The 23,259-nt window shown below is 66.9% G+C and carries 19 protein-coding genes and 1 tRNA gene; 7 read left to right on the top strand and 13 right to left on the bottom strand.

The features are described from left to right. Window positions 1-13: 13 nt before the first annotated feature. Window positions 14-787, top strand: a complete 774-nt coding sequence (locus C5E41_RS13510) for a queuosine precursor transporter (RefSeq protein ID WP_104376178.1) — start codon at window positions 14-16, stop codon at window positions 785-787. A gap of 21 nt (window positions 788-808) precedes the next feature. Here the strand turns inward: C5E41_RS13510 and tgt are convergent, their stop codons facing one another. The 5 genes from tgt to C5E41_RS13485 all read right to left on the bottom strand — a co-directional run bounded on the left by tgt (window position 809) and on the right by C5E41_RS13485 (window position 7,145). Next, a complete protein-coding gene (tgt, locus tag C5E41_RS13505; protein ID WP_104376177.1) occupies window positions 809-2,056 on the bottom strand; it encodes a tRNA guanosine(34) transglycosylase Tgt in 1,248 nt (415 codons plus the stop codon). Window positions 2,057-2,089: 33 nt separating this feature from the next. Beyond that, a complete protein-coding gene (locus tag C5E41_RS13500; protein WP_104376176.1) occupies window positions 2,090-4,036 on the bottom strand; it encodes an ABC transporter ATP-binding protein in 1,947 nt (648 codons plus the stop codon). A 144-nt stretch (window positions 4,037-4,180) separates the two neighbouring features. Further along, window positions 4,181-5,917 (bottom strand): ABC transporter ATP-binding protein, encoded by a 1,737-nt coding sequence (locus tag C5E41_RS13495; RefSeq protein ID WP_104376175.1) that lies wholly within the window; start codon window positions 5,915-5,917, stop codon window positions 4,181-4,183. Between the two features lie 128 nt (window positions 5,918-6,045). Next, entirely contained in the window at window positions 6,046-6,549 is a 504-nt protein-coding gene (locus tag C5E41_RS13490; RefSeq protein ID WP_104376174.1) for an RrF2 family transcriptional regulator, read from the bottom strand. Next, on the bottom strand, window positions 6,549-7,145 hold the full coding sequence (locus tag C5E41_RS13485; protein ID WP_104376173.1) for a TetR/AcrR family transcriptional regulator: 597 nt from the start codon (window positions 7,143-7,145) through the stop codon (window positions 6,549-6,551). The genes C5E41_RS13490 and C5E41_RS13485 overlap by 1 nt, the downstream gene beginning before the upstream one ends. Window positions 7,146-7,351: 206 nt before the next feature. Here C5E41_RS13485 and C5E41_RS13480 point away from each other — a divergent pair, with 206 nt between their 5' ends. Beyond that, window positions 7,352-9,724 (top strand): MMPL family transporter, encoded by a 2,373-nt coding sequence (locus C5E41_RS13480; protein WP_104376172.1) that lies wholly within the window; start codon window positions 7,352-7,354, stop codon window positions 9,722-9,724. Between the two features lie 252 nt (window positions 9,725-9,976). Then, a complete protein-coding gene (locus tag C5E41_RS13475; RefSeq protein WP_104376171.1) occupies window positions 9,977-12,286 on the top strand; it encodes an MMPL family transporter in 2,310 nt (769 codons plus the stop codon). Between the two features lie 22 nt (window positions 12,287-12,308). Here the strand turns inward: C5E41_RS13475 and C5E41_RS13470 are convergent, their stop codons facing one another. The 4 genes from C5E41_RS13470 to C5E41_RS13450 form a co-directional block, all read right to left on the bottom strand. Further along, a complete protein-coding gene (locus C5E41_RS13470; RefSeq protein ID WP_104376298.1) occupies window positions 12,309-13,244 on the bottom strand; it encodes an LLM class F420-dependent oxidoreductase in 936 nt (311 codons plus the stop codon). 357 nt (window positions 13,245-13,601) lie between these two features. Beyond that, a tRNA-Ser gene (locus C5E41_RS13460) sits at window positions 13,602-13,692 on the bottom strand. 46 nt (window positions 13,693-13,738) lie between these two features. Beyond that, on the bottom strand, window positions 13,739-14,209 hold the full coding sequence (locus C5E41_RS13455) for a nucleoside deaminase (RefSeq protein WP_104376169.1): 471 nt from the start codon (window positions 14,207-14,209) through the stop codon (window positions 13,739-13,741). Then, window positions 14,206-14,742 (bottom strand): tRNA adenosine deaminase-associated protein, encoded by a 537-nt coding sequence (locus C5E41_RS13450; RefSeq protein WP_104376168.1) that lies wholly within the window; start codon window positions 14,740-14,742, stop codon window positions 14,206-14,208. The genes C5E41_RS13455 and C5E41_RS13450 overlap by 4 nt, the downstream gene beginning before the upstream one ends. 58 nt (window positions 14,743-14,800) lie before the next feature. Here C5E41_RS13450 and C5E41_RS13445 point away from each other — a divergent pair, with 58 nt between their 5' ends. Then, window positions 14,801-15,751, top strand: coding sequence for a prephenate dehydrogenase (locus tag C5E41_RS13445; protein ID WP_104376167.1), 951 nt, complete (start codon window positions 14,801-14,803; stop codon window positions 15,749-15,751). 14 nt (window positions 15,752-15,765) lie between these two features. Here C5E41_RS13445 and C5E41_RS13440 read toward each other — a convergent pair whose 3' ends face one another. The 3 genes from C5E41_RS13440 to C5E41_RS13430 all read right to left on the bottom strand — a co-directional run bounded on the left by C5E41_RS13440 (window position 15,766) and on the right by C5E41_RS13430 (window position 20,249). Beyond that, window positions 15,766-16,386 carry a putative glycolipid-binding domain-containing protein gene (locus C5E41_RS13440; RefSeq protein ID WP_104376166.1) on the bottom strand — a complete coding sequence of 207 codons (621 nt, stop codon included), beginning with the start codon at window positions 16,384-16,386 and terminating at the stop codon, window positions 15,766-15,768. A gap of 64 nt (window positions 16,387-16,450) precedes the next feature. Continuing rightward, window positions 16,451-18,424 carry an ABC transporter ATP-binding protein gene (locus C5E41_RS13435; protein ID WP_104376297.1) on the bottom strand — a complete coding sequence of 658 codons (1,974 nt, stop codon included), beginning with the start codon at window positions 18,422-18,424 and terminating at the stop codon, window positions 16,451-16,453. After that, a complete protein-coding gene (locus C5E41_RS13430; RefSeq protein WP_104376165.1) occupies window positions 18,378-20,249 on the bottom strand; it encodes an ABC transporter ATP-binding protein in 1,872 nt (623 codons plus the stop codon). Before C5E41_RS13430 ends, C5E41_RS13435 begins: the two co-directional genes overlap by 47 nt. A gap of 312 nt (window positions 20,250-20,561) precedes the next feature. Between C5E41_RS13430 and C5E41_RS13425 the strand changes: the two genes are divergently transcribed. From C5E41_RS13425 to C5E41_RS13415, 3 genes are all read left to right on the top strand, one after another. Beyond that, entirely contained in the window at window positions 20,562-21,704 is a 1,143-nt protein-coding gene (locus tag C5E41_RS13425; RefSeq protein ID WP_104376164.1) for a DNA cytosine methyltransferase, read from the top strand. Window positions 21,705-21,831: 127 nt separating this feature from the next. After that, complete coding sequence (locus C5E41_RS13420; RefSeq protein WP_104376163.1) at window positions 21,832-22,248, top strand: very short patch repair endonuclease; 417 nt, start codon at window positions 21,832-21,834, stop codon at window positions 22,246-22,248. 106 nt (window positions 22,249-22,354) lie between these two features. Further along, a complete protein-coding gene (locus C5E41_RS13415) occupies window positions 22,355-23,116 on the top strand; it encodes a DUF998 domain-containing protein (protein WP_439956331.1) in 762 nt (253 codons plus the stop codon). Here the strand turns inward: C5E41_RS13415 and C5E41_RS33845 are convergent. Beyond that, entirely contained in the window at window positions 23,061-23,219 is a 159-nt protein-coding gene (locus tag C5E41_RS33845) for a hypothetical protein (RefSeq protein WP_181063233.1), read from the bottom strand. The two genes, C5E41_RS13415 and C5E41_RS33845, sit on opposite strands and share 56 nt — an antisense overlap. Window positions 23,220-23,259 lie beyond the last annotated feature (40 nt).

Here is a 23,259-nt window from a genome sequence, read left to right as displayed (position 1 = left end):
TCGTGCACAGGTCGTGAGTGAGACACAAGAAACGACACCGACCGGGGAGTCTGGACGCCCCGCGGTCGAACACGCAGCATTCGCGCAGGCCGCGGGGGGTCCCTTCACGTTGATCGTGACCTTGTTCACGGCGACGCTGATGATTTCCAACATCTGCGCGACCAAGGGCGTGCAGTTCTTCACCGGCCACGAGGTGTCCCTCGGGCCCATCGAAATCCTGCCGATCACCACCGACGGCGCATTTTTTCTGTTCCCCCTCGCCTATGTGATCGGCGACGTGCTGAGCGAGGTGTACGGCTTCAAGGCAGCCCGCCGCACCATCTACTACGGCTTCGGCATGCTGATTCTGATGGTGGTCTGCTTCTGGATCGCGATCGGCCTGCCGGCGGCCGAGTTCTACGACAATCAGGACGCGTTCCGCACCGTCGCGGGGACCACGCCGCAGCTCGTCGCGGCCGGGCTCGCCGGTTATGTGGTGGGCCAGTTCCTGAACTCGATGACGCTGGTGCTGATCAAGGAGCGCACCAAGGAGAAGCATCTGTGGGCCCGGCTGCTGGGCTCCACCGTCGCCGGCGAATTCGGTGACACGCTGGTGTTCTGCTCGATCGCGGCGACCGCCATCGGAATCAACACGTGGGGCGCGTTCATCAACTACGTGATCGTCGGCTTCGTGTGGAAGACGCTGTGTGAGGTGCTGATCATGCCGATCAGCTACCGCTGCATCGCCTACCTGAAGAAGCACGAACCCAGCTACGCACCGCTGGACAAGCCCGCGCTCTACAGCTGACGCGGGGCAGGGCCGTTCCGTTCAGTCGAAGCGGATCCGGCCCTGCCACCGTCCCAGGAACTCCGCCTTGAAGTCGTCGTAGTAGCCGCCCTCGATACTCGCGCGGATATCGTCCACGAGCCGAATCGTGAAGCGCTCGTTGTGAATCGTGCACAGCGTCGCGGCGAGCATCTCCTTCGCCTTGAACAGGTGATGGATGTAGGCACGGGTGTAGTGGGCGCAGGTGTAACAGTCGCAGGTGTCGTCGATCGGGGTGAAGTCGCGGCGGAACCGGCTGGTGTTGATGTTGAATCGCCCGGCTGCCACATAGATCGCGGCATTGCGCGCGACGCGGGACGGATTGACGCAGTCGAAGGTGTCGGCGCCGTTCTCGATCGCCACGAAGAAGTCCTCGGGTTCGCTGATACCCAGCAGATGCCGCGGTTTCTCCGGCGGCAGTTCGTCGCAGCACCAGCCCACGATGGTGCCGAGATTGGCCTTTTCCAACGCACCGCCGATGCCGTACCCGTCGAAACCCGTTCCGCCACTTCCCCGCATCGCGTCCAGATCGCGACAGGCCTTGCGGCGCAGATCTTCGTACTGAGCGCCCTGAATCACCGCGAACAGTGCCTGATACGGCCGGTGCGCGCGTTCGGCGGTGAGGCGCTCGTGTTCGTCGATGCAGCGCTGCGCCCACTCGTGCGTGCGCCGCAGCGACTTCTCCTGATAGCCACGGGTATTGAACAGCGTGGTCAGTTCGTCGAAGGCGAACATGATGTCGGCGCCGAGGCGGTGCTGGATCCCCATCGACACCTCCGGGGTGAACCGGTGGCTCGATCCGTCCAGATGGGAGCGGAAGGTGACGCCGTCGTCGTCGACCACGGCCAGCCGCTCCTTTCCCTTCGCGATCACCTCGTCGCTCCGCACACCGACGGCCTCCATGGCCAGCACCTTCTTGAAGCCGACGCCGAGCGACATCACCTGGAATCCGCCGCTGTCGGTGAAGGTGGGGCCCGGCCAGTTCATGAACCGGCCCAGACCGCCCGCCTCGTCCACGATGTCGGATCCCGGCTGCAGATACAGGTGGTAGGCGTTGGCGAGCAGGGCCTGCGCGCCGATCTCGGCCATCGCCTCCGGCAGTACCGCCTTGACCGTGGCCTTGGTGCCGACCGGAATGAACGCCGGCGTGGCGATCTGCCCGTGCGGGGTGGCGATCACACCGGTGCGGCCGCCGCGGCGCCCCGGTAGCGACGTACCGACGGTGAAGGAGAACTGGTCGGGATCGGACACGCCGCTATCCTGCCAGGCCGGTGACCACGGCCCCTACACCACATCCAGCGTCGGCTCGTCGACCAGATCCTGATCGATCGCCGCGCCGGTGAACTGCGCGTTGTAGAGGCGGAAGTAGGCGCCGCGGGCGGCCAGCAGCCGCTCGTGGGTGCCCTGCTCGACGATGTGGCCACCCTCCATCACCACGATCAGATCGGCATCGCGGATTGTCGAAAGACGGTGCGCGATAACGAAACTGGTGCGGTCGCGGCGCAGCGCGGCCATCGCCTGCTGCACCAGCAGTTCGGTGCGGGTGTCGACCGAACTGGTGGCCTCGTCGAGGATCAGGATGGTCGGCTTGGCCAGGAAGGCGCGGGCGATGGTGATCAGCTGCTTCTCACCGGCGCTGACTCCGGAGCCCTCCTCGTCGATCACCGTGTCGTAACCCAGCGGCAGCGAATGGACGAAACGGTCCACGTAGGCGGCGCGGGCGGCCGCGCGGATCTCCTCTTCGCTCGCCTCCGGGCTGCCGTAGGCGATGTTCTCGCGGATGGTGCCGCCGAACAACCAGGTGTCCTGCAGCACCATGCCGATCCGGGAACGCAGCCGGTCGCGGCCGATGCCGGTGATGTCGACCCCGTCGATGGTGATCGTGCCGGAATCCAGTTCGTAGAACCGCTCGAGCAGATTGACCAGCGTCGTCTTACCGGCACCCGTCGGACCCACGATGGCGACCACGTGGCCCGGCTCGGCGACCAGGGAGAGATCGTCGATCACCGGCTTGTCGGGCTCATAGCGGAACGACACCGCGTCGAATTCGACCCGGCCGCGATCGATCGGACGCGGATCCTCCTCGCGCGGATCCGGAACCTGCTCATCGGCATCGAGGATTTCGAAGATGCGCTCGGCCGAGGCCACGCCCGACTGCAGCAGATTGACCATCGAACCGATCTGCGTGAGCGGCTGGCTGAACTGGCGCGAGTACTGGATGAAGGCCTGCACCTCACCCAGCGACAGGCTGCCCGAGGCCACGCGCAGACCACCCACCACGGCGATCAGCACGTAGTTCAGGTTTCCGATGAACATCATCACCGGCATGATCAGCCCGGAGATGAACTGCGCCTTGAAGCTGGCCTGGTAGAGCTTGTCGTTGCGCTTGTCGAATTCCTCGCCGACCTCACGGATGCGGCCGAACGCCGTGACCACCTCGTGGCCGGTGAAGGCCTCCTCCACCTGGGCGTTGACCAGGCCGGTGTACTTCCACTGATCGACGAAATGCGGTTTCGACCGCTTCGCGATCTGGGCCGTGACGATCACCGCGGCCGGAACCGTGAGCAGCGCGATCACCGCCAGCAGCGGCGAAATCCAGAACATCATGATCAGGATGCCGATCACCGATAGCACCGATGTGACCAGCTGGCTCATGGTCTGCTGCAGGCTCTGCGCCACATTGTCGACGTCGTTGGTCACGCGGGAGAGCACATCGCCGCGGGCATTGGTGTCGAAATAGCTCAGCGGCAGCCGGTGGATCTTCTCCTCCACCTCGGTGCGCAGTCGCTGCACCGCGCGGTTGATCACCGTGGCCAGCAGATACGCCTGCAACCAGTTGAACAAGGAAGCCAGCACGTAGAGCACCAGAACCAGCGTCAGCACCTGGCCGACCGCACCGAAGTCGACACCGTGGCCGGGGTTGATGTTCATCGAGGACATCATGTCCGCGAGCCGGTCCTGGCCCTGCGCACGCAGCGACGCCACCGCCTGATCCTTGGTCAGCCCCGCCGGCAGCTGCTTGCTGACGACGCCGTCGAAGATGAGGTTGGTCGCCTTACCGAGGATCTGCGGGCCCAGGGTGTTCATGACGACCGAGGCGACGGCCAGCACCAGGATCGCCACGACGGCCGTCCGGTCCGGAGCCAGGCGGCGCAACAACCGCTTCAGCGTCGGCCCGAACGATTTCGCCTTCTGCCCGGGAGCACCCGGCATCGGCCCCCCGGGCCTCATCGCGCCGCCTCCTGTGTCTTGCGGGACACCCGCACCCGGGCGGCCCGATAAGCGGCTGCGCCAAGGTAGCTCATCGCGCCGCCTCCTGTGTCTTGCGGGACACCCGCACCCGGGCGGCCCGATAAGCGGCTGCGCCAAGGTAGCTCATCGCGCCACCTCTTCGGGACTGAACTGCGATTCCACGATCTCCCGGTACTCCTCGCATTCGCGCAACAGCTGTTCGTGGGTGCCGAGGCCGACCATGGCACCGTCCTCGAGGACGACGATCTGGTCGGCGTCGCGGATGGTCGACACGCGCTGTGCCACGGTGATCACCGCGGATTCACGCGTCTCCGGCCGCAGCGCGTCGCGCACCCGGGCGTCGGTGGCGACGTCGAGCGCGGAGAAGCAGTCGTCGAACAGATAGATCTTGGGCTTCTTCACCAGGGCGCGCGCGATGGCGAGCCGCTGCCGCTGGCCGCCCGAGACGGTGGTGCCGCCCTGGGCGACCGGGGTCTGCAACCCTTCGGGCATGGCCCGCACGAAGTCGGCGGCCTGCGCGATTTCCAGTGCGTACCACAGCTGTTCGTCGGTCGCCTCGGGATCGCCGTAGCGCAGGTTCTCCGCGATGGTCCCGGAGAACAGATAGGCCTTCTGCGGCACCAGCCCGATCTGCGAGCGCAGCAGATCCATATCCACCTGCCGCACATCGGTGCCGCCGACTCGCACCACACCGGAGGTGACGTCGATCAGCCGGGGAATCAGATTGATCAGCGTGGTCTTACCGGATCCCGTGGAACCGACGATCGCGGTGGTCTGCCCGGGCGAGACCCGGAAGCTGATATCGCGCAGCACCGGTTCCGCGGCGCCGGGAAATGCGAATTCCGCGCCGGCCAACTCGACCGTTCCCGGATCGGCGACGAAGGTCTGCGGCTGCGCCGGCGGCAGCACCGAGGAGTCGGTTTCGAGGACCTCGGCGATGCGTTCGGCCGAGACCGCCGCGCGCGGGGCGATCATCGCCAGGAAGGAGGCCATCATGACCGCCATCAGGATCTGCATGATGTAGGACAGCAGCGCGGTCAGCGAACCGATCTGCATACTGCCGGAGTCGATGGCGTGCCCGCCGAACCAGATCACCGCGACCGTGGTCACGTTGCTGATCAGCATCACGGCCGGGAACATCAGCGCGGCCAATCGGCCCACGAGCAGTGAGGCCGAGGTCAGCTCGTCGTTGGCCACGCCGAAGCGCTGCGATTCATAGCGCTCGCGCACGAACGCCCGCACCACGCGGATACCGGTGATCTGCTCGCGCAGCACGCGGTTCACCGCGTCGATGCGCTCCTGCACGCGCCGGAATCCGGGCACCATCCGGGAGATGATCAGCGCCATCGTCAGGCCGAGCACCGGCACCGCGACCAGCAGGATCCAGGAGAGTCCGAGGTCCTGGCGCAGCGCCATCACGATGCCGCCGATGCACATGATCGGCGCCATCACCAAAATGGTCACGCTCATCACGACCAGTAGCTGCACCTGCTGCACATCGTTGGTGTTGCGGGTGATCAGCGACGGCGCGCCGAAGATGCCGACCTCACGGGCGGAGAAGGTGCCCACCCGGTGCAGCAGCGCGGCGCGCATTTCCCGCCCCGCACCCATCGCGGCCTGTGCGCCCAGATAGACCGAACTCGCCGAGGCGACGATCTGCACGCCCGACACCAGCAGCATCCACAGACCGGTGGTCCAGATGTAGCCGATATCGCCCTTGGTGACGCCGTTGTCGATGATGTCGGCGTTCAGGCTGGGCAGGTAGAGCATCGCGATGACGGAGATGAGCTGCAACACAACAACCCCCACCAACTGGGTGCGGTAGGGGGCGAGAAAGGCGCGCAGCAACCTGATCAACATGATGGGTGCAGGCTACCGTCAATCCGGGGCGGTGTCGGCAAGATTTTTTCGCTCGGCGAAAGCCGGCCCGGACACCGGCGAAGCCGGCTCGACCGGCACAGTCCCCACCACCCGGTCCCACTTGCGGCCTAGGCGTTGTGGGTCGTGAGGTTGGTGACGCCGGGCGGGACAGGTGCGGGCCGCCGCGTCCAGGCACCGGGATCGGAGACCAGGTCCGCGATGAAATCGGGCAGTTCGTCGGTGGCGATATCCGCGATCGAGACCTGTTCCAGCACCGCACGGATATTGACCCGCAGCGCGATCCACACCCGCTGCAGAGGTTCGGCCACCCCCGAATACACCACGTCCTCGGGGCGCTGCCCGCGCACCGAGGCGAGCGGCCCCTCGACCGCGCGGATCACGTCGGCGATGCTGATCTCACCGGCCGCACGGGCGAGCCGGTATCCGCCGTCGGGGCCGCGCCTGCTGACCACCAGATCGGCCCGGCGCAGTTGCGCCGCAATGGATTCCAGAATCTTCGGGGAAATGTCCTGTGCCGTCGCGATCGTCTCCGCCTTCACCGAATTCGATTGCGCGCAAGCGATTTCCAACAGGATGCGGACCGCGTAGTCGATCCTCGCCGAGATGTGCACTAGCGCTGTCCACCCGGTCCGTTCAGCACGCCGAGGGCGGCCTCGATGAGGACCCGCTCGATCACCTCGTCACCGGCGTCGGGCACGAGCTCGTTCGACCACAGCGCCGTGCCCAGCACCTCCAGGGCGGCGCTGGCTCGCAATTGCGCCTCGTGTGAGGGGGCGGGTCCGGCCAGCCAGACACACAGTCGCCGGTGCATATCGAACATGTCCGGCCGCCGATCTCCGATCGCGTTGAGAATGGCCGCGGTGTCGCGCACGCACATCGCACCCGCGGTGCGATGTCGTAACAGGGTGCGGAGCTGGCGATTCAGCACCTCCCGAGCGCCCGCCGGACTGTGCGGCACACCGTCGAGTTCGTCGACCACGAGCTTCATGTCGTCGAAGATCGGTTCGATGATCGCGAGCAGTAGATCGAGCTTCGACGCGTAGTGATAGTAGAGCGACGCCTTTGTGATTCCTACCGCATCCGCGACCTCGCGCAGGCTCGTCTGCTCGAAACCCTTGTTCGTAAAAAGCTGGAGCGCCGCCTCACGAATCGCGTCCTTGGTGCTCTGAACTGGAACAACGGATCCTGAGGTAGTTCGGGCGCGCATGCGATGATCCTCTCATCCACCGATCCAAGCGGAGGGCGCGCCCCGAAAAATCGAGGCTGTTCCTCCGCTTATTGATTGGGTAGTCTACCTACCGCACGGTAGGCAGAAGTGTCGATGGACGCGGGTCGCAGTGCGGCGTCCGCAGTAGTGCTGTCTACGGGGCCTGAACTCAGCACCGCACATCAGCTATCGCTAGGAGATACCGCGTGTCCGTGTACCTCTACCGGTGGGGGAAGTTCGCCTTCCGCCGAAAATGGATCGTGCTACCGGTCTGGTTGCTGATCTTCGTGATCGTGGGCGCCCTCGGCGTCGGACTGAAGAAGCAGAGCCAGGACGACTTCACCCTGCCCAACCTTCCCTCGCAGAAGGCCACCGACATCCTGGACAGGGAATTCCCAGGACAATCGGAAGCCTTCAAATTCGATGCGGTGACCGGCACGTATGTCGCCGCGGCCAAACAGGGCAAGCTCACCGATCCGGACAATCACCAGGCGCTCACCGCGCTTGTCGAGAAGATCAACAATCTCGACATCGTCGACAAGTCCAAGATCAAGCAGGACCCGCAGAATCCTGGCATCCTGGTCGATCCGGTCACCGCGACGGCGGCGATCGGCTGTACCTCCGGTGATCGCAGCGACCCGAATTTCGTTGCGAAATGCGGTCTCGCGCCGCTGAACGTGCTCGGCAAGAACAACAACGCCGATACCGTCGCCCACTTCAGCGTGCCGTTCAAGATCAAGTCGTTCTCCGACGTCACCCAGGCCGATCGAGAAGAGGCCTACAACGTCGCCGACGCCGCACGCGCGGCCGGCCTCGAGGTCGAGATCAGCGGCACCATCGCCACCGAGCAGGCGCCGCCGGGCGGACAGTCGGAAATGATCGGCTACGCCGTCGCCTTCATCGTGATGATGGTCGCCTTCGGCGCGCTGATCGCGGCGTTCGTGCCGATTCTCACCGGCATCGTGGGCGTCGGCATGGCGTCCTCGCTGATCATGGCCGGCACTTCGATCGCGAACATCCCGAACTTCACCACCGTGCTGGCGGCGATGATCGGTATCGCGCTGTCGATCGACTACGCGCTGTTCATCGTCTCACGCTACAAACACGAACTCGCCGTGCAGGATTCGCCGGAGGAGGCCGCAGGCGTCGCCATCGGCACCGCCGGTTCCGCGGTCGTCTTCGCGGGTATGACGGTGATCATCGCGCTGTGCGGGCTGAGCATCGTCGGCGTCAGCTTCCTGACCTGGATGGGTCTGGGTGGCGCGCTGGCCGCGCTGTTCGCGATCCTGGTCGCACTGACCCTGCTGCCCGCGATGATGGGCGCCTTCGGCCGCTTCCTGTTCAAGCCGAGGCTGCCGCTGGTGGCGCGCACCGACACCGAGGACGACAACGCCGTCACCAATGGCAAGCGTTTCGCTCGGCTGATCGCCAAGGCACCGTGGGTGACCCTCGGCGCGAGCGTGATCGTGCTCGGCCTGCTCGCCGCACCCGCGGTAAATCTGAGCCTCGGCCTGCCGGGTGAGGACAGCCAGCCCAAGACCACCACGGTCCGGAAGGCCTACGACCTGCGCACCGAAGGTTTCGGCGAGGGCACTAACGGTACCTTGCTGGTCGTCGCGGATCTGACGAAGGTGAAGCCGGAGCAGCGTCAGGAAGCCGTCATGGCCCTGCACGACAAACTGGCCGCCTACCAGGGCATGGACTTCGTGACCATGCCGTCGACGAACAAGCTCAACCCGGACAAGACTCCGGACTATGTGAACAGCACCGGAGCCCAGCTGACCGCGGTGCCTGATCACGGCCCGAACAACTCCGACACCCAGGACCTGGTGAAACACGCACGTGACGCGGAGTCGGACCTGCAGGCGAAATACGGCATGGAATACGGCATCACCGGCTCCACCGCGATCTACGCCGATGTGTCCAATGCCCTGCTCAGCAAGATCGTGCCGTATATGACGATCGTGGCAATCGCGGCGTTCATCCTGCTGGTGCTCGTGTTCCGCTCGATCCTGGTGCCGCTGACCGCCGCATTGGGATTCCTGTTGTCGATGGCGGCCACTTTCGGCGCCACCGTGCTGATCTTCCAGCAGGATAAGCTCGGCCTGATCGGCGACCAGCATCCGATCGTCAGCTTCCTGCCGATCGTGTTGATCGGCTTGGTATTCGGTCTCGCGATGGACTACCAGGTGTTCCTTGTGTCCCGGATGCGTGAGGAATACGTGCACGGCAAGTCGCCGAAGGACGCCATGGTGTCCGGTTACCACCACGGCGCCCGGGTGGTCACCTCCGCGGCCGTCATCATGATCTTCGTCTTCGGCGGATTCATGATGGAGTCCGACGTGACCGCGAAATCCATGGGCTTCGCGCTGGCTGCCGGCGTGCTGTTCGACGCCTTCCTGGTACGGATGGTGCTGATTCCGTCGCTGCTCGTGCTGCTGGGCAAGTGGTCCTGGTGGATGCCGAAGTGGCTGGATCGGATCCTGCCCGATATCGACGTCGAGGGCACCAAGCTGCGCGAGTTGCAGCAGCGTGACCGCGAAACCGCGGCGCAGAAGGAGCCGGCCCCGGTCGGCTGATCGGCGAACCACGTTACGAGCCCTCATCCGAACACCGGATGGGGGCTCGTGCCGTATCCGGCGGATCTCGGACCGCACAGATCTTGATCTTGCAGCAACGAACCAGCACACTCGAACCTAATGCTCTCCAGCTCGGCCACTCGGCGGACCGACGGTACCGGCGAGCGCACTGGCAACCGCACAGCTCGATCAGCGACCGGCCCCGGTTCGCAGTCAGCGCCAATCGAGGCCCGCGACCACTAGGAGCGCCTCGTGTCCGTGTATCTGTATCGGTGGGGAAGGTTCGCCTTTCGGCACAAGTGGATCGTGCTCCCGGTCTGGCTGATTCTGTTCGTGATCATCGGCAGCCTGGGCACGCAACTGAAAAAGCCGATGAACGACGACTTCACGATTCCGAATCTGCCGTCGGAACGTGCCACCGAGATCATGGACAAACACTTTCCGGGGATGTCGGAGGCGTTCAGTTTCGAGGCGGTCACCGGCACCTATGTCTTCGGGGCGGCACCGGGACAGAAACTCACCGACGCATCCCAGCGGGCGGCCGTCGCGGGTACGGTCACCAAACTGAACGATCTGAACATCGTCGACCACAAGACTCCCCTGGCCGATCCGATCACCGCCACCGAACAGATGGGCTGCTTCGCTCCCGATCGCGGTTCGCCGGAATTCGTCTCGCGCTGCAGTGCCGCGCCGGTCGACGTCCTGAACAAGGAGAATCCGGATGCCGTTGCGGTGCTGACCGTTCCGTTCACGATCCAGAAGTTCACCGATATCACCGCCGACGACCGCGCGGCCGCCTACGCGGTCGGTGACGAGGCGCGCGCCGCCGGACTGCAGGTGGAGATGAGCGGGTCGCTGGCGATGGAACAACAGCAACCCAGTGGTCGGGCCGAGATGATCGGCATGGCCGTGGCGCTGGTGGTGATGGTGGTGGCCTTCGGCGCGATCGTGGCCGCCTTCGTGCCGATCATCACCGCGATCGTCGGACTCGGATTGGCGACCTCGGTGATCTTCCTCGGCACGTCGTTCATGTCGGTACCGAGCTTCACCACATTCCTGGCCTCGATGATCGGCATCGCGCTCTCGATCGACTACGCGCTGTTCATCGTCTCGCGCTACAAACACGAACGCGCGGTGCAGAGTTCGCCGGAGATCGCGGCGGGCACAGCCTTGGGGACGGCCGGTTCGGCGGTGGTCTTCGCGGGCGCGACGGTGATCATCGCGCTGGTCGCCCTGGCCATCGTCAACATCCGCTTCCTCACCTTCATGGGTCTGGGCGGGGCGATCGCGGCGGCCTTCGCGGTGCTCACCGCCATCACCCTGATGCCGGCACTGCTCGGCGCCTTCGGCAAGTACCTGTTCAAGCCGAAGCTTCCGATGATCGCGCAACACGATCCCGAGGACGATTCGGTGGTCACCAACGGTATGCGGGTGGCACGGGTGATCGGGCGGATGCCGTGGCTGACGCTGGTCGCGAGCATCATCGTGCTGGGCCTGCTGGGCGCGCCCGCGCTGAACTTGAATCTGGGCCTGCCCGGTGAGGACAGCCAGCCGAAGACCACGACCATTCGCAAGGCCTACGACCTGCGCACCGAGGGATTCGGTGCGGGCAGCAACGGCAAGCTGGAAGTCGTCGCAGATCTGTCGCAGGTGCCCGCCGATCAGCGGCCGGCGGCGCTGACCGCGCTACACGACGAGCTGGCGGCCTATCCGGGTATGGATTATGTGACCCAGCCGCAGCCGAGCAGGGACGGCGGCGGCGCGTTGATGACCGCGGTACCCACCACTGGGCCCAACGATCAGGCCACCAAGGATCTGGTTCGCAACGCGCGCAACGCCGAAGCCGCACTACACGACAGATACGGCATCGACTACGGCATCACCGGGACCACAGCCATATACGCGGATGTGGACCATGCGCTGCTCAGTAAGATCCTGCCCTATCTGGCCATCGTGGCGGGTGCGGCATTCCTGTTGCTGATCGCGGTGTTCCGTTCGGTGCTGGTACCTTTCACCGCCGCGTTGGGATTCCTGCTCTCCATGGCGGCGACGTTCGGCGCCACGGTGCTGATCTTCCAGAAGGGCGCGCTGGGTCTCATCTCCGAACCACGGCCGATCGTGAGCTTCCTGCCGATCATGTTGATCGGCTTGGTCTTCGGCCTCGCCATGGACTACCAGGTCTTCCTCGTCACCCGCATGCGCGAGGAATACGTGCACGGGAAATCACCCACCGAGGCCATGATCTCCGGCTACCATCACGGCGCTCGCGTGGTGACCTCGGCCGCCGTCATCATGATCTCGGTCTTCGGTTCGTTCCTGCTGGAATCGGATGCGACGGCCAAGTCGATGGGTTTCGCGCTCGCCGCGGGCGTCCTGTTCGACGCCTTCCTGGTGCGGATGGTCCTGATCCCGTCGCTGCTGGTGCTGATGGGCAACGCGGCCTGGTGGATTCCGGGGTGGCTCAGCCGGATCGTGCCGGATATCGACGTGGAGGGCGCGCGGTTGCGCGAACTCCACGTCGACAATCCGGACGAACCCAGGAGTCGGGTGAAGGTCGGCTGAGCCGACCCTGCTATCGGATGGATCAGCCCAGCTGGGCGGCGACCTCGCCGGCGACCAATTCCAGGTGGTCGAGGTCGGACAGGTCGAGTACCTGCAGGTAGAGGCGGGTGATGCCGGTGGTTTCGCGGTAGCGGCCGATCTTGTCGACCACCTCCGCCGGGGTGCCGGCCAGGCCGTTGGCGCGCAGTTCGTCCACCTTGCGGCCGATCGCCTCGGCGCGGCGGGCGATCTCGGCCTCGTCGCGGCCCACGCACAGCACCTGGGCGGCCGAGCGGACGATCTCACCGGGATCGCGGCCGATGTCGCGCGCGGCCGCGGCAACCCGATCGAATTGCGCCGCAGCCGTTTCCGCATCCGTGAACGGCAGATTGAACTCGTGCGCGTACCGCGCGGCCAGGGCCGGTGTGCGCTTCTTGCCGGCGCCGCCGATGATCACCGGCGGGCCGGGCTGCTGCACCGGCTTGGGCAGTGCCGGACTGCCCTGCAGCTCATAGTGTTTGCCCGTGAAATCGAAGGTCTCCCCGACCGGTGTCTGCCACAGGCCGGTGATGACGGCCAGTTGCTCGGCGTAGCGGTCGAAGCGCTCGCCGAGTTCCGGCAGTTCGATGCCGTAGGCGCGATGCTCGTCGGCGAACCACCCCGAACCGAGCCCGAGTTCGACCCGGCCGCCGGACATCTGGTCGACCTGGGCGACCGAGATCGCGAGCACCGACGGATGGCGGAACGTCGCTGCGGTGACCAGTGTGCCCAGCCGAATCCGGGAGGTCTCGCGCGCCAGCCCGGCCAGCGTGATCCACGCGTCGGTGGGTCCGGGCAGACCGGAGACCCCGCCCATCTTCAGATAGTGATCCGACCGGAAGAATGCGTCGAACCCCGCATCCTCGGTCACCTTCGCAACCCGGAGCAGATCATCGTAGGTAGCCCCCTGCTGAGGCTCGGTGAAGATTCGTAGTTCCACGAGCACCAACGTACCGGGCCGCGACATGCCGATTCACCGGCACGTCCGGACTCCGGAGCCTGCCCACGCTCGGCCTCGAGCCACGACACCGCCGGCTGCGCCACGGGGTGCGTATCGGCGACCAAGCGGCGCTGAACATCGGAACCGTCGAGACATCGGGACCGTCGAGCCCTGGATAGCCGAACTGGTCGAGCACGGGTACAGCGCCACCGTAGTTATCCGTGCCTACGGTGTGCTCGCAGGCGTGCTCGATTCGGCGGTCAAGGAACGACGCCGGAGATTGTGGGCAAAATGTGGGCACCAGCACGTCCCAGCGACACGAAAAGCGCCCTACCTGGCAATTCAGGTAGGGCGCTGTGGCGGTGGCGGAGGGATTTGAACCCTCGGTGGGGGGTTACCCCACACACGCTTTCGAGGCGTGCTCCTTAGGCCGCTCGGACACGCCACCGCAGGTGACTTTACCGGACGGGCGGAGCGAAACCGAAATCGGGTGGTCAAGGCCGCTGAGCGCGGAAGAAGGCGTCCAGCACGGCCGCACATTCGGCCTCCAGCACGCCGCCTCGCACCTCGGGGCGATGATTGAGGCGACGGTCACGCACCACGTCCCAGAGCGAGCCGACCGCACCGGTCTTGGGCTCCCAGGCGCCGAAGACCAGGCGGTGGACCCGCGCCAACACCAGAGCTCCGGCGCACATCGTGCACGGTTCCAACGTCACGGCCAAGGTCGCGCCCTCGAGCCGCCAGCCGTCGCCGTACACCTGCGCCGCGCGGCGCAGCGCCAGGATCTCGGCGTGCGCGGTCGGGTCGCCGAGCGCCTCGCGGGCGTTGCCGGCGCGGGCCAGCTCACGGCCGTCCGGGCCGAAGACCACGGCACCGACCGGGACGTCGCGCGGGTCCGTCTGCGCCGCGGCGGCGAGCGCGGCCCGGACGAGGTCCTCGTCTCCGCGCGGTGACGCCGGGCTCAACGGTGCAGCTTGTCCAGGACCGCGGAGAATTCGTCGGCGAAGCCCAGCCGCTGTGCGACCATGCCCAGCTGCTCGTCCGGATAGAGATCGGTTTCGGTGAGGATGACGCTGAGCACGGGCTCGGGCAGGCCGAGGTCCGCCAGCACACCCAGATCGCCTTCCTCCCACGGATCGATCTCGTCCAGTTCGTCCGGATCGATATCGGGGACTTCGACATTCAGCGCGTCGAGCACCTCGACGGCGATGTCGTAATCGATCGCGGCGGTGGCGTCCGAGATCAGCAACCGGCTACCGGTCGGCCCCGGCCGCAGGACGATGAAGAATTCGTCGTCGACGTCCAGCAGTCCGAACACCGCACCGGTACTGCGCAGGGCGCGCAGTTCGTTCTCGGCCGCGGACAGACTGGACAGTGCCGCGGCACTGAGCGGGCTGCAGCGCCACGTGCTGTCTTCGCGGACGACCGCCACGGCGAACCCTTCCACATCGTCGTAATCGTCCGACGCGGCCCTGTTCGTGCTCGAGCGCTGTGCCATGGCCGCAACGGTAGTCGGCTTCGGCGGAAATGTTGAAGTCGTATGCGAATCTGATCCGATGACGGGCGATCGGAATTCCTCGGTGTGCGTACTCGGTACGGGTTTGATCGGTGGTTCGCTGCTGCGCGCGGCGACCGCGGCCGGCTACCGGGCCTGGGGTTACAACCGGTCGGCCCCGGGTGCGCAGGCCGCCCGGGCCGACGGATTCGACGTCGAATCCGATATCGCGGCGGTGCTGTCCCGGGCCGCCGCCGACGATGCGCTGATCGTGCTGGCGGTGCCGATGCCGGCGATCGATACCGTTCTCGCGGATGTGAAGACGTTCGCGGCCGACTGCCCGCTGACCGATGTGGTGAGTGTGAAGGAACCGGTGCGCGTCGAGGTGCACCGGCAGGAATTGGGCGCGCACTACGTCGGCGGGCATCCGATGGCGGGGACGGCCGAATCCGGCTGGGCCGCATCGTCTCCCGACCTGTTTCGCGACGCGGCCTGGGCGGTCGGCGTGGATCCGGGCACTCGCGCCGAGCCGTGGAACCGGGTCGCGCGGCTGGCGCTGGACTGCGGTGCGATCGTGGTGCCGGTCCTGGCGGACGAACACGACCGTGCGGTGGCGCGCATTTCGCATCTGCCGCACGTGCTGGCCGAGGCGCTGGCGGTCGCGGGGGCCGCGGGCGGCGATTTAGCACTGGGCCTGGCCGCCGGATCGTTTCGCGACGGCACCCGGGTCGCGGCGACCGCACCCGACCTGGTGCGCGCGATCTGCGAACCGAACGCGGCCGCGCTCACCGAGGCGATCGACGATGCGCTGCGCCTGCTCGCGGCCGCGCGCGACAGCCTGCGTGACGAGGGCACCCTCGGCGAACTGATCGACGCGGGCTACAGCGAACGCGACCGCTACGACACCCTGCGCCGCTGGGACATCACCGATATCCGCCCGGGCGATCATGATTGGCTGGAACGGTTGCGCGATGCGGGACGGCGGGGCGGGGTTATCCGCTCGCTGGACTGAGCGACCGCGCGGCGTCAGACCCGCTCGGCCAGGCCCGGATAGTCGAGGACGAATCCGTCGTCGTCGACGGTGACGGTCGCACTCGACACCGGCGAGAGCACGTGGATGCCGTCGGCGCCGCTGCTGTAGGTGAGGATCGCCTCCTGCACAAGCAGATCCGGAACCCGCACGTAGACCACCGGAACCTGCACATCCTCGGTGGCATGGGCCAGCCCGAAACGGCGAATCGGCAGGGTGTTGAAGAACGGGCTCAACACCACGTCCACATCCAGCGCGCCGCCGAACATGGACCGCACGTGGGTGCCGCCGGCATCGACGAGCCAGTAGCTCTCCTCGTCGCGGGCGATCGAGGCATGGCGTTCGCCCGAGGCGACCGTACTGCGCAGCGACAGCCGCTTGGTGCGTCCCATCTCGTCGGTGACGAGGTCGTAGGACGCGCTGAAGGCCGGATGTTCACCGCAGCCGCCGGCGATGATGCGCCCGGACGCGCGAATCCGGTTGCCCGTGAGGACCACGCGGACCGATTCCATCCGGGATCCGTCGTGCGCGCGCCAGGTGAGCACGGCCGGCCAGCGGGGCGTCGCGGCCTCGCTCGCCTGGGCGGTCTCGGAATTGCCCTGGGCTGGCTTACTCACCCCTCTACCGTAGGTGACAACCGGGCTTGCGGTGTGGTCGCGGCGCGCGAGTTGTTCACCTGCGCTACACCAGCGATTCGCGCCACGCGGTGTGCAGAGCGGCGAACCGTCCGGTCGATGCGATCAGATCCGCGGGCGTCCCGTCCTCGACGATGCGCCCGGAATCCATCACCAGCACCCGGTCGGCGATGGCGACGGTCGACAGGCGATGCGCGATGATCACCGCGGTGCGCCCGCGCAGCACGGTCTCGAGCGCACGCTGTACCTGGCGCTCACCCGGGATGTCCAGACTCGAGGTGGCCTCATCCAGCACGATCACCGCGGGATCGGCCAGGAAGACACGCGCGAAGGCGACGAGCTGGCGCTGGCCGGCCGACAATCGCCCGCCACGCTTGCGCACATCGGTGTCGAATCCGTCCGGCAGCGACATCACGAAGTCGTACAAGCCGACCGCGCGGGCCGCCGCGAACACCTCGGCATCGGTGGCCTCGGGTCTGCCGAGCCGGATGTTGTCGGCAACCGAACCGGAGAACAGGTACGACTCCTGCGTCACCATCGCGACCGCGCGGCGCAGATCCGCGTCGGCGATCGTGCGCAGATCGATACCGTCCAGCGACACCGTGCCCGACGACGGATCGTAGAACCGCGCGATCAGCTTGGCCAGGGTCGACTTTCCGGCACCGGTGGCACCGACCAGCGCGACCACCTGCCCGGCCGCTACGGTGAGCGAGAAGCGTGGCAGCACCGACCGCACCAGCCGATCCGCGGTGCCGGACACGTCGTCTCGGCTCGGGTAGCCGAAGACGACATCGCTCAGGCGCAATTCACCTCGCGCACGATCGAGCGGATGCGGGGCGTCGGGTTCGGCCACGCTCGGCCGCTCCTCCAGCACGCCCGATATCCGCTCCAGCGCGGCCGCCGCGGACTGATAGGAGTTGAACACCTGGGCCAATTCGTCCAAGGGGCCGTAGAACTGCCGCAGGTAGAGCAGGAATGCCGCGAGCACACCGATTTCGGTGTCGCCGTGGATCACTCGCCACGCACCGACGACCAGGATGACGACATTCGTCACATTGCTGATCAACCGCACCAGGCCGATGTAGGCCGCCATCCCGTGCAGCGCACTGATATTGGCCGCGCGGTATTCGGCATCGGAGTCGACGAGGATGGCCTCGTTGCGCTCCTCGCGCCGAAAGGCCTGCACCGCACGGATTCCGCCCATCGTCTCGACGAAGTGCACGACCACCGTCGCGATCGCGCCTCGGGTGCGGCGGTAGCCGGCGCGCTGACGCCGCTGTGCCCAGCGGGTCACGAAGACCAGCGGGACGAAACCGAGCAGCACCACCGCGGCGAGCGGAATATCCAGCCACAGCAGAATTCCCGCGATCGTCACCACCGACAGCACGGCGCTCAGCGCGTCGTTCAGCGCGCGCTCGAGCAGATCTTCGAGCGATTCCAGGTCGCTGGTGAGCCGCGCGACGATCTTGCCGGAGGTGTAGTTCTCGTGGAAATCGATCGAGAGCCGCTGCACGTGCGTGAAAACCCGCAGCCGCAGATCGAACAGCACCTGCTGGCTCAACCTGCCGGAGATACGCAGAAAGAGATAGGTCGTCACGCCGCCGAGCGCGGTGCAGCCGAGGATGCCGCCCACGGCCAGCGCCAGCGGCAACCAGTCGCCGTCGAGCGCGCGCCCCACACCGGTGTCGACTCCGTGTGCGACGAACAGCGGCGTCGCCACCAGGGCGGCATTGTCGATCACGATCAACACCAGCGCGGCGGCCGCCCACCGGCGGTAGGGCCGGATCAGCGACCACAGCAGGCGGCGTGACCGTGCCGCCAGGGCGAGGTTGACCGCATCGGTCTGCTCCCCTTCCTCGGCGGCCACGCCCCGCCACTCGGCCTCGAAATCGGCGTCGACCCGGAGGGCCCCGGCGCCGGCAGCCTCGTCGTGGTCCGCGGCTTCCGGGCGGCCGCCGTTCGTGCCCGCCCGGTCAGTGTTCGTGCGCGAAGCTACGTCCTCGCTCGGGATCTCCGGCATCGAGATCACCTCCCATCAATTCCCGGTAGCGCGAACAGGTTTCGAGTAGTCGTTCATGAGGTCCGTCGGCGATGATGCGGCCCCCCTCGAGGACGGCGACGCGATCCGCCCAGGCCGCGGTCGACGGGCGGTGGGCCACCAGCAGCACGGTGGCACCGGCCAGCGCCTCCCGCAGTCGCTTCTGAACCTGTTCTTCGGTGCTCACATCCAGGGCCGAGAGCGGGTCGTCCAGGACCACGACGTGCCCGCCCGAATGTTTCTGCCGGTCCAGGACTGCTCGCGCCAGCGCGAGCCGCTGCCGCTGACCGCCGGAAAGGCTCAGGCCCTGCTCCCCGATCCGGGTGCCCAGACCCCACGGCAACTCGTCGACGAACTGCACGGCGCAGGCCACGTCCAGTGCGGCGCGGATCCGGTCCTCGCCGGCGTCGGGGTAGCCGAGGGTGATGTTCTCGCGCACGCTGGCCGAGAACAGCACCGGATCCTCGAAGGCCACCGAGACCTGTGACCGCAGATCCGACAGTCGCATGGAGCGCACGTCGATCCCGTCGATCGTCACCGCACCCGCCGCGACGTCGAACAGTCGCGGCACGAGGCCCAGCAACGCCGACTTACCGCTGCCGGTGGCGCCGACCACCGCAACTGTCTCCCCGGGACGCACGTGCAGCGAAATATCGTGCAGCAGATCGCGTTCGGCGTCGGGGAAGCGGAAACGCACCCGCTCGAACCGCAATTCACCACGCAGCGGCTGCGGCGCGGGCACGGGATGCTCCGGATCGGTGATCTCGACGGGGGTGTCGATCACCTCCCAGAACCGTTGCGCCGCGGTACGGGCGTGGTTCATCTCGGCCAGCAGGAAGCCGAAGCCCATGATCGGCCACTGCAGGTAGGTGGTCAGCGTGATTCCGGCGACCAGGGCGCCGACCGTCATCGCGTGCTCGGTGTGCAGATATCCGCCGATGGCGAGTGCGGCCGCGATACCCAACGCGGACAGCGTGTTCAGCGCGGTCCACAACCGCGCCGCCAACCGCACCTTGGCCAGCTCGAGGGTTTGCAGTTCGCGCGCCTCGGCGCGGAACCGGCGGGCGAACCACGGGCCGCGGCCGAACGCCTTCAGGACGCGAATGCCCTGTGCGGATTCCTCGACCGTGGTGGCGAGATGGCCGGACTGGTCCTGCGCGCGACGGGAGGCACGACCGTAGCCCTGTTCGAATTGCAGTGCGAGCAGGACGAGCGGAACCGCGATGAGCAGTTCGATCAACCCGATCTGCCAGCTCAAGACGAACAGCAGCGCCACACCCACGCCCAGCGTCGCACTCAGCGACAGCAGCGACGGCGCGACGAAGGCGAAGAAGCGCCGCAAGGTGGACATGTCGGTGATCGCCCGCGAGGTGAGCTGCCCGGACTCCATCCCGTCGTGCACGCCGACCGACAGCACCTGCAATCGCTGGAAGAGCTTGCCGCGCAACGACACCTCGAGCCGGCTCGCGGGCGCCGCGATGATCCACCGCCGCCACCACGAGGCGACCGTGCTGAGCACCGCCAGCACCACCACCAGGCCGATTGGCACCCAGATGCCGCTGAAATCCCGCTGCGCGACCGGCCCGTCGACGATCCGCGCGGTGACGAGCGGCAACGCGATATCGCACAGCATGCCGAGCCCCGACAGCACGGCGCTGCCGAACAGCGCCGCCCGGTAGGGCAGGATCTCCGGCCACAGACGCCGCAGCGAACCCGCGCCCGTCACTCGGGTGGTGGAGTTTTCGTCGACCGTTCCGGTTCTGTCGTCCTCCGAATCGGATACGGTCTCCGTCGTAGCGACGGACACAACAATCCCCCTTCGCCAGGTCGTCCTTCGCCGAATCGATCACTACCGCACCGCCCGGCCCCCGACCGAGCGCGCGTACGACCTTCCAGATTGCCAGCGACGCCCCCGCCCGCCAACCAATTTTCGGTGTGCCCCCGGATGGCTCGCCCGCGGCGCGTTATAGATTCTCGAGCGGTGCACGCCAGTGTTCTCGGCCCGGCTCGATTGTGGACTGACGGAGCGAGGGAGCGCAGCGACTGAGCGGAGGAGGGAAAAATCGAGGCCACAGGGGCCGAGAACCCGCCGAAGCGGAGCGTAGGCCGAAAATTCAGCATGGTCGGGTTGTTCGCCGGAATCGGGGGGTTGGAACTCGGGCTCAGCGCCCATGGTTGGCATACCGAGCTACTGTGCGAGATCGACCCCGGCGCTCGCGCCGTCCTCTCCGCCCGCTTTCCCGAGGTCGAAACACACGCCGATGTTACCCGCCTGCGCGGACTCCCCGCCCGCACGGAGCTGGTCGCCGCCGGATTTCCCTGTCAGGATCTGTCGCAGGCGGGACGGACGGCGGGAATCACCGGCGAGCGCTCCGGCCTGGTCGACGAGGTGTTCCGGCTGGTTCGGCGCAAACGCGGTCCGCGCTGGCTGCTGATCGAGAACGTCCCGTTCATGTTGCAGCTGGGGCGTGGACAGGCGATGCGGCACATCACGGCCGCCTTGGAGGAACTGGGCTACACCTGGGCCTACCGAGTGGTCGACGCGCGCGCCTTCGGGCTGCCACAGCGGCGGCAGCGCGTGCTGATGCTGGCGTCGCGGTCGGAGGATCCGCGGCCGGTGCTGTTCGGAACCGATGCGGGGCCGCGCACGATCGGCGATCCGGAGGTGGATCCGTGCGGCTTCTACTGGACCGAGGGTGTGCGCGGACTGGGCTGGGCGGTGAATGCGGTGCCGACGTTGAAAGGCGGGTCCGGGCTCGGGATCGCCAGTCCGCCCGCGGTCCGGTTGCCGGCCGGTGAGATTGTCACCCCAGGAATCACCGATGCCGAACGGCTGCAAGGGTTTTCCCACGATTGGACCGCACCGGCGCTCGGCGCGGCCGGGGTCCGCCCCGGACATCGGTGGAAGCTGGTCGGCAATGCGGTGAGTGTGCGGATGGCGTCGTGGATCGGCTCCCGCCTGGCCACCCCGTCCGGCGGCGTGGCCGCGGAGTACACGCCGCTGACCGCGCATCGCTGGCCGACGGCGGCGTGGGGCCATGCCGGCACGGCCTATCGGGTCCCGGTCTCGACGTGGCCGGTGCACGAGCCGTACGAAGATCTGCGCTGGTTCCTCGACGACGCCCGCCTGCTGTCGGCCCGCGCGACCGCCGGTTTTCTGCGCCGCGCCGCCCGCGGCACGCTGCGCTTCCCTCCCGGTTTCATCGCCGATGTGGAGAACCACCTGATCCGCATGGGAGGCCTGCCGCAGGAGGCGGCGTGAGTGATGATGCGCAGCCGACCGGGCGCGGGTGTCCCGCACGTCTCAGCGGCGGCGTGAGGTGTCGAATAGGTCACCGAATCCGGCCCCGGGAACACCGGCCCGCCGGTGGACGCTGTAAGGATTGTGCATGAGTTCCGGCCGTCCCGTCACCGACGCGGTGACCAGTGCCCGGATGGCCCGGCAGCGGCGGACGGGTACCGCCCCGGAGACCGCGCTGCGTACCGAACTGCATCGGCGGGGCCTGCGCTACTTCGTGGACCGCGCACCGCTTCCGGGTCTGCGCCGCCGCGCCGACCTGGTTTTTCCGCGCCGCAAGGTGGCGGTGTACGTGGACGGGTGTTTCTGGCACTGCTGCCCCGAACACGCCACCTATCCGAGGAACAACGCCCAGTGGTGGGCGGAGAAACTGGCCGGCAACGTGGCCCGCGACCGCGATACCGATGCGCGGCTCGCCGCCGCGGGCTGGCTGGTGGTGCGGGTCTGGGAACACGAGGAGTCGGTGGCCGCCGCGGATCGGGTGCAGTCGGCTTTGTCGGATCGATAGACAATGATGGAAGTGCAGCCGACATTGCAGCGGAAATACGGCACATTCCGGACGTGGGCGATGACGTGAAACGAGGGCAATGACGCCGAGCGAGCCGCATGATCGTGTGGCGGACCAATCCGGTGCGGTCGCCGTACTGGAGCGAGACCACGCACCCGCGCGCGTGCGGTTCCGCCTGGTCCGCTCACTGATCGCGGCCGCTGTCGCCGTCGCGGGGGTCTGCTATTCGTCGTGGGTCCTGGAATTCGTCCTGCCGATCCATCTGAACCCGATCAGGTCGTTCCTCAGCGAGTTGGACGCCGAGGGGCGCCCTTACCGCTGGGTGTTCGATCTGGGCGACACCATCGCCGGTTCGCTCACCTTGGTTTCCGCGGTCACGGCGATGTTCGTCTTCTCACGGCGGCGTTTGTCGACCGTCGGCTGGGTGGCGCTGGGCTGTTTCGGCGCGTCCACGATCGCCGATGCGCAATGGCCGTTGCATACCTGCCGGGCGCCGTGCCCGCCGTCGGACAGCGGCTTGTTTCCGCAATTGCACCAGATTCACGCGCTGACCAGCACGCTCGCGGTCACGTCGATATTCGTGGCGATGATCGCCTTCAGCGTCGCCGCCTTCCGCTACCGGCGCTGGCCGATTCTGCGGCATTCCGGATTGTGGATCCTCATCATCGGCTCGACCGCTACGGCCTGGATGCTGATCGCCGACAATCTGCCGGGCAATTACGCACTGGGCATCGCCCAGCGCATCCAGGTCGGATCCATGTCGCTGTGGCTGATCGCGCTCGCGGTGCAGATCTGGGTCGCGCAGCGCGTGATCAGCGGCGGCGGGCGGAAGCGCGTAGGGCCTCGGGATCGTCGTTCCGCAGCATGACCAGTGAGCGGGGCGCCGATTCCGCCACCGCCCCCGCGATCGCCATGGCCGCGAAGGTGGCGAGCATGACGCCCATGACCAGTACCTCGACAACTGTGTTCATATACCCACGGTGACAGCGGCGACTGGCATGCCTTTGTGCA

It is taken from the genome of Nocardia nova, from assembly GCF_002933465.1.
Lineage (GTDB): Bacteria > Actinomycetota > Actinomycetes > Mycobacteriales > Mycobacteriaceae > Nocardia > Nocardia nova_B.
The sequence above is the reverse complement of the archived record's forward strand: the minus strand, read 5'-3'. Positions and strand labels throughout refer to the sequence as shown.

Coding starts and splice junctions, on each gene's coding strand:
- C5E41_RS13500 (WP_104376176.1), bottom strand. CDS start 4,036: ATGAGGCCCGGGGGGCCGATGCCGGGTGCTCCCGGGCAGAAGGCGAAA.
- C5E41_RS13495 (WP_104376175.1), bottom strand. CDS start 5,917: ATGTTGATCAGGTTGCTGCGCGCCTTTCTCGCCCCCTACCGCACCCAG.
- C5E41_RS13485 (WP_104376173.1), bottom strand. CDS start 7,145: ATGCGCGCCCGAACTACCTCAGGATCCGTTGTTCCAGTTCAGAGCACC.
- C5E41_RS13450 (WP_104376168.1), bottom strand. CDS start 14,742: ATGGCACAGCGCTCGAGCACGAACAGGGCCGCGTCGGACGATTACGAC.
- C5E41_RS13445 (WP_104376167.1), top strand. CDS start 14,801: ATGACGGGCGATCGGAATTCCTCGGTGTGCGTACTCGGTACGGGTTTG.
- C5E41_RS13435 (WP_104376297.1), bottom strand. CDS start 18,424: ATGCCGGAGATCCCGAGCGAGGACGTAGCTTCGCGCACGAACACTGAC.
- C5E41_RS13425 (WP_104376164.1), top strand. CDS start 20,562: ATGGTCGGGTTGTTCGCCGGAATCGGGGGGTTGGAACTCGGGCTCAGC.
- C5E41_RS13420 (WP_104376163.1), top strand. CDS start 21,832: ATGAGTTCCGGCCGTCCCGTCACCGACGCGGTGACCAGTGCCCGGATG.
- C5E41_RS33845 (WP_181063233.1), bottom strand. CDS start 23,219: ATGAACACAGTTGTCGAGGTACTGGTCATGGGCGTCATGCTCGCCACC.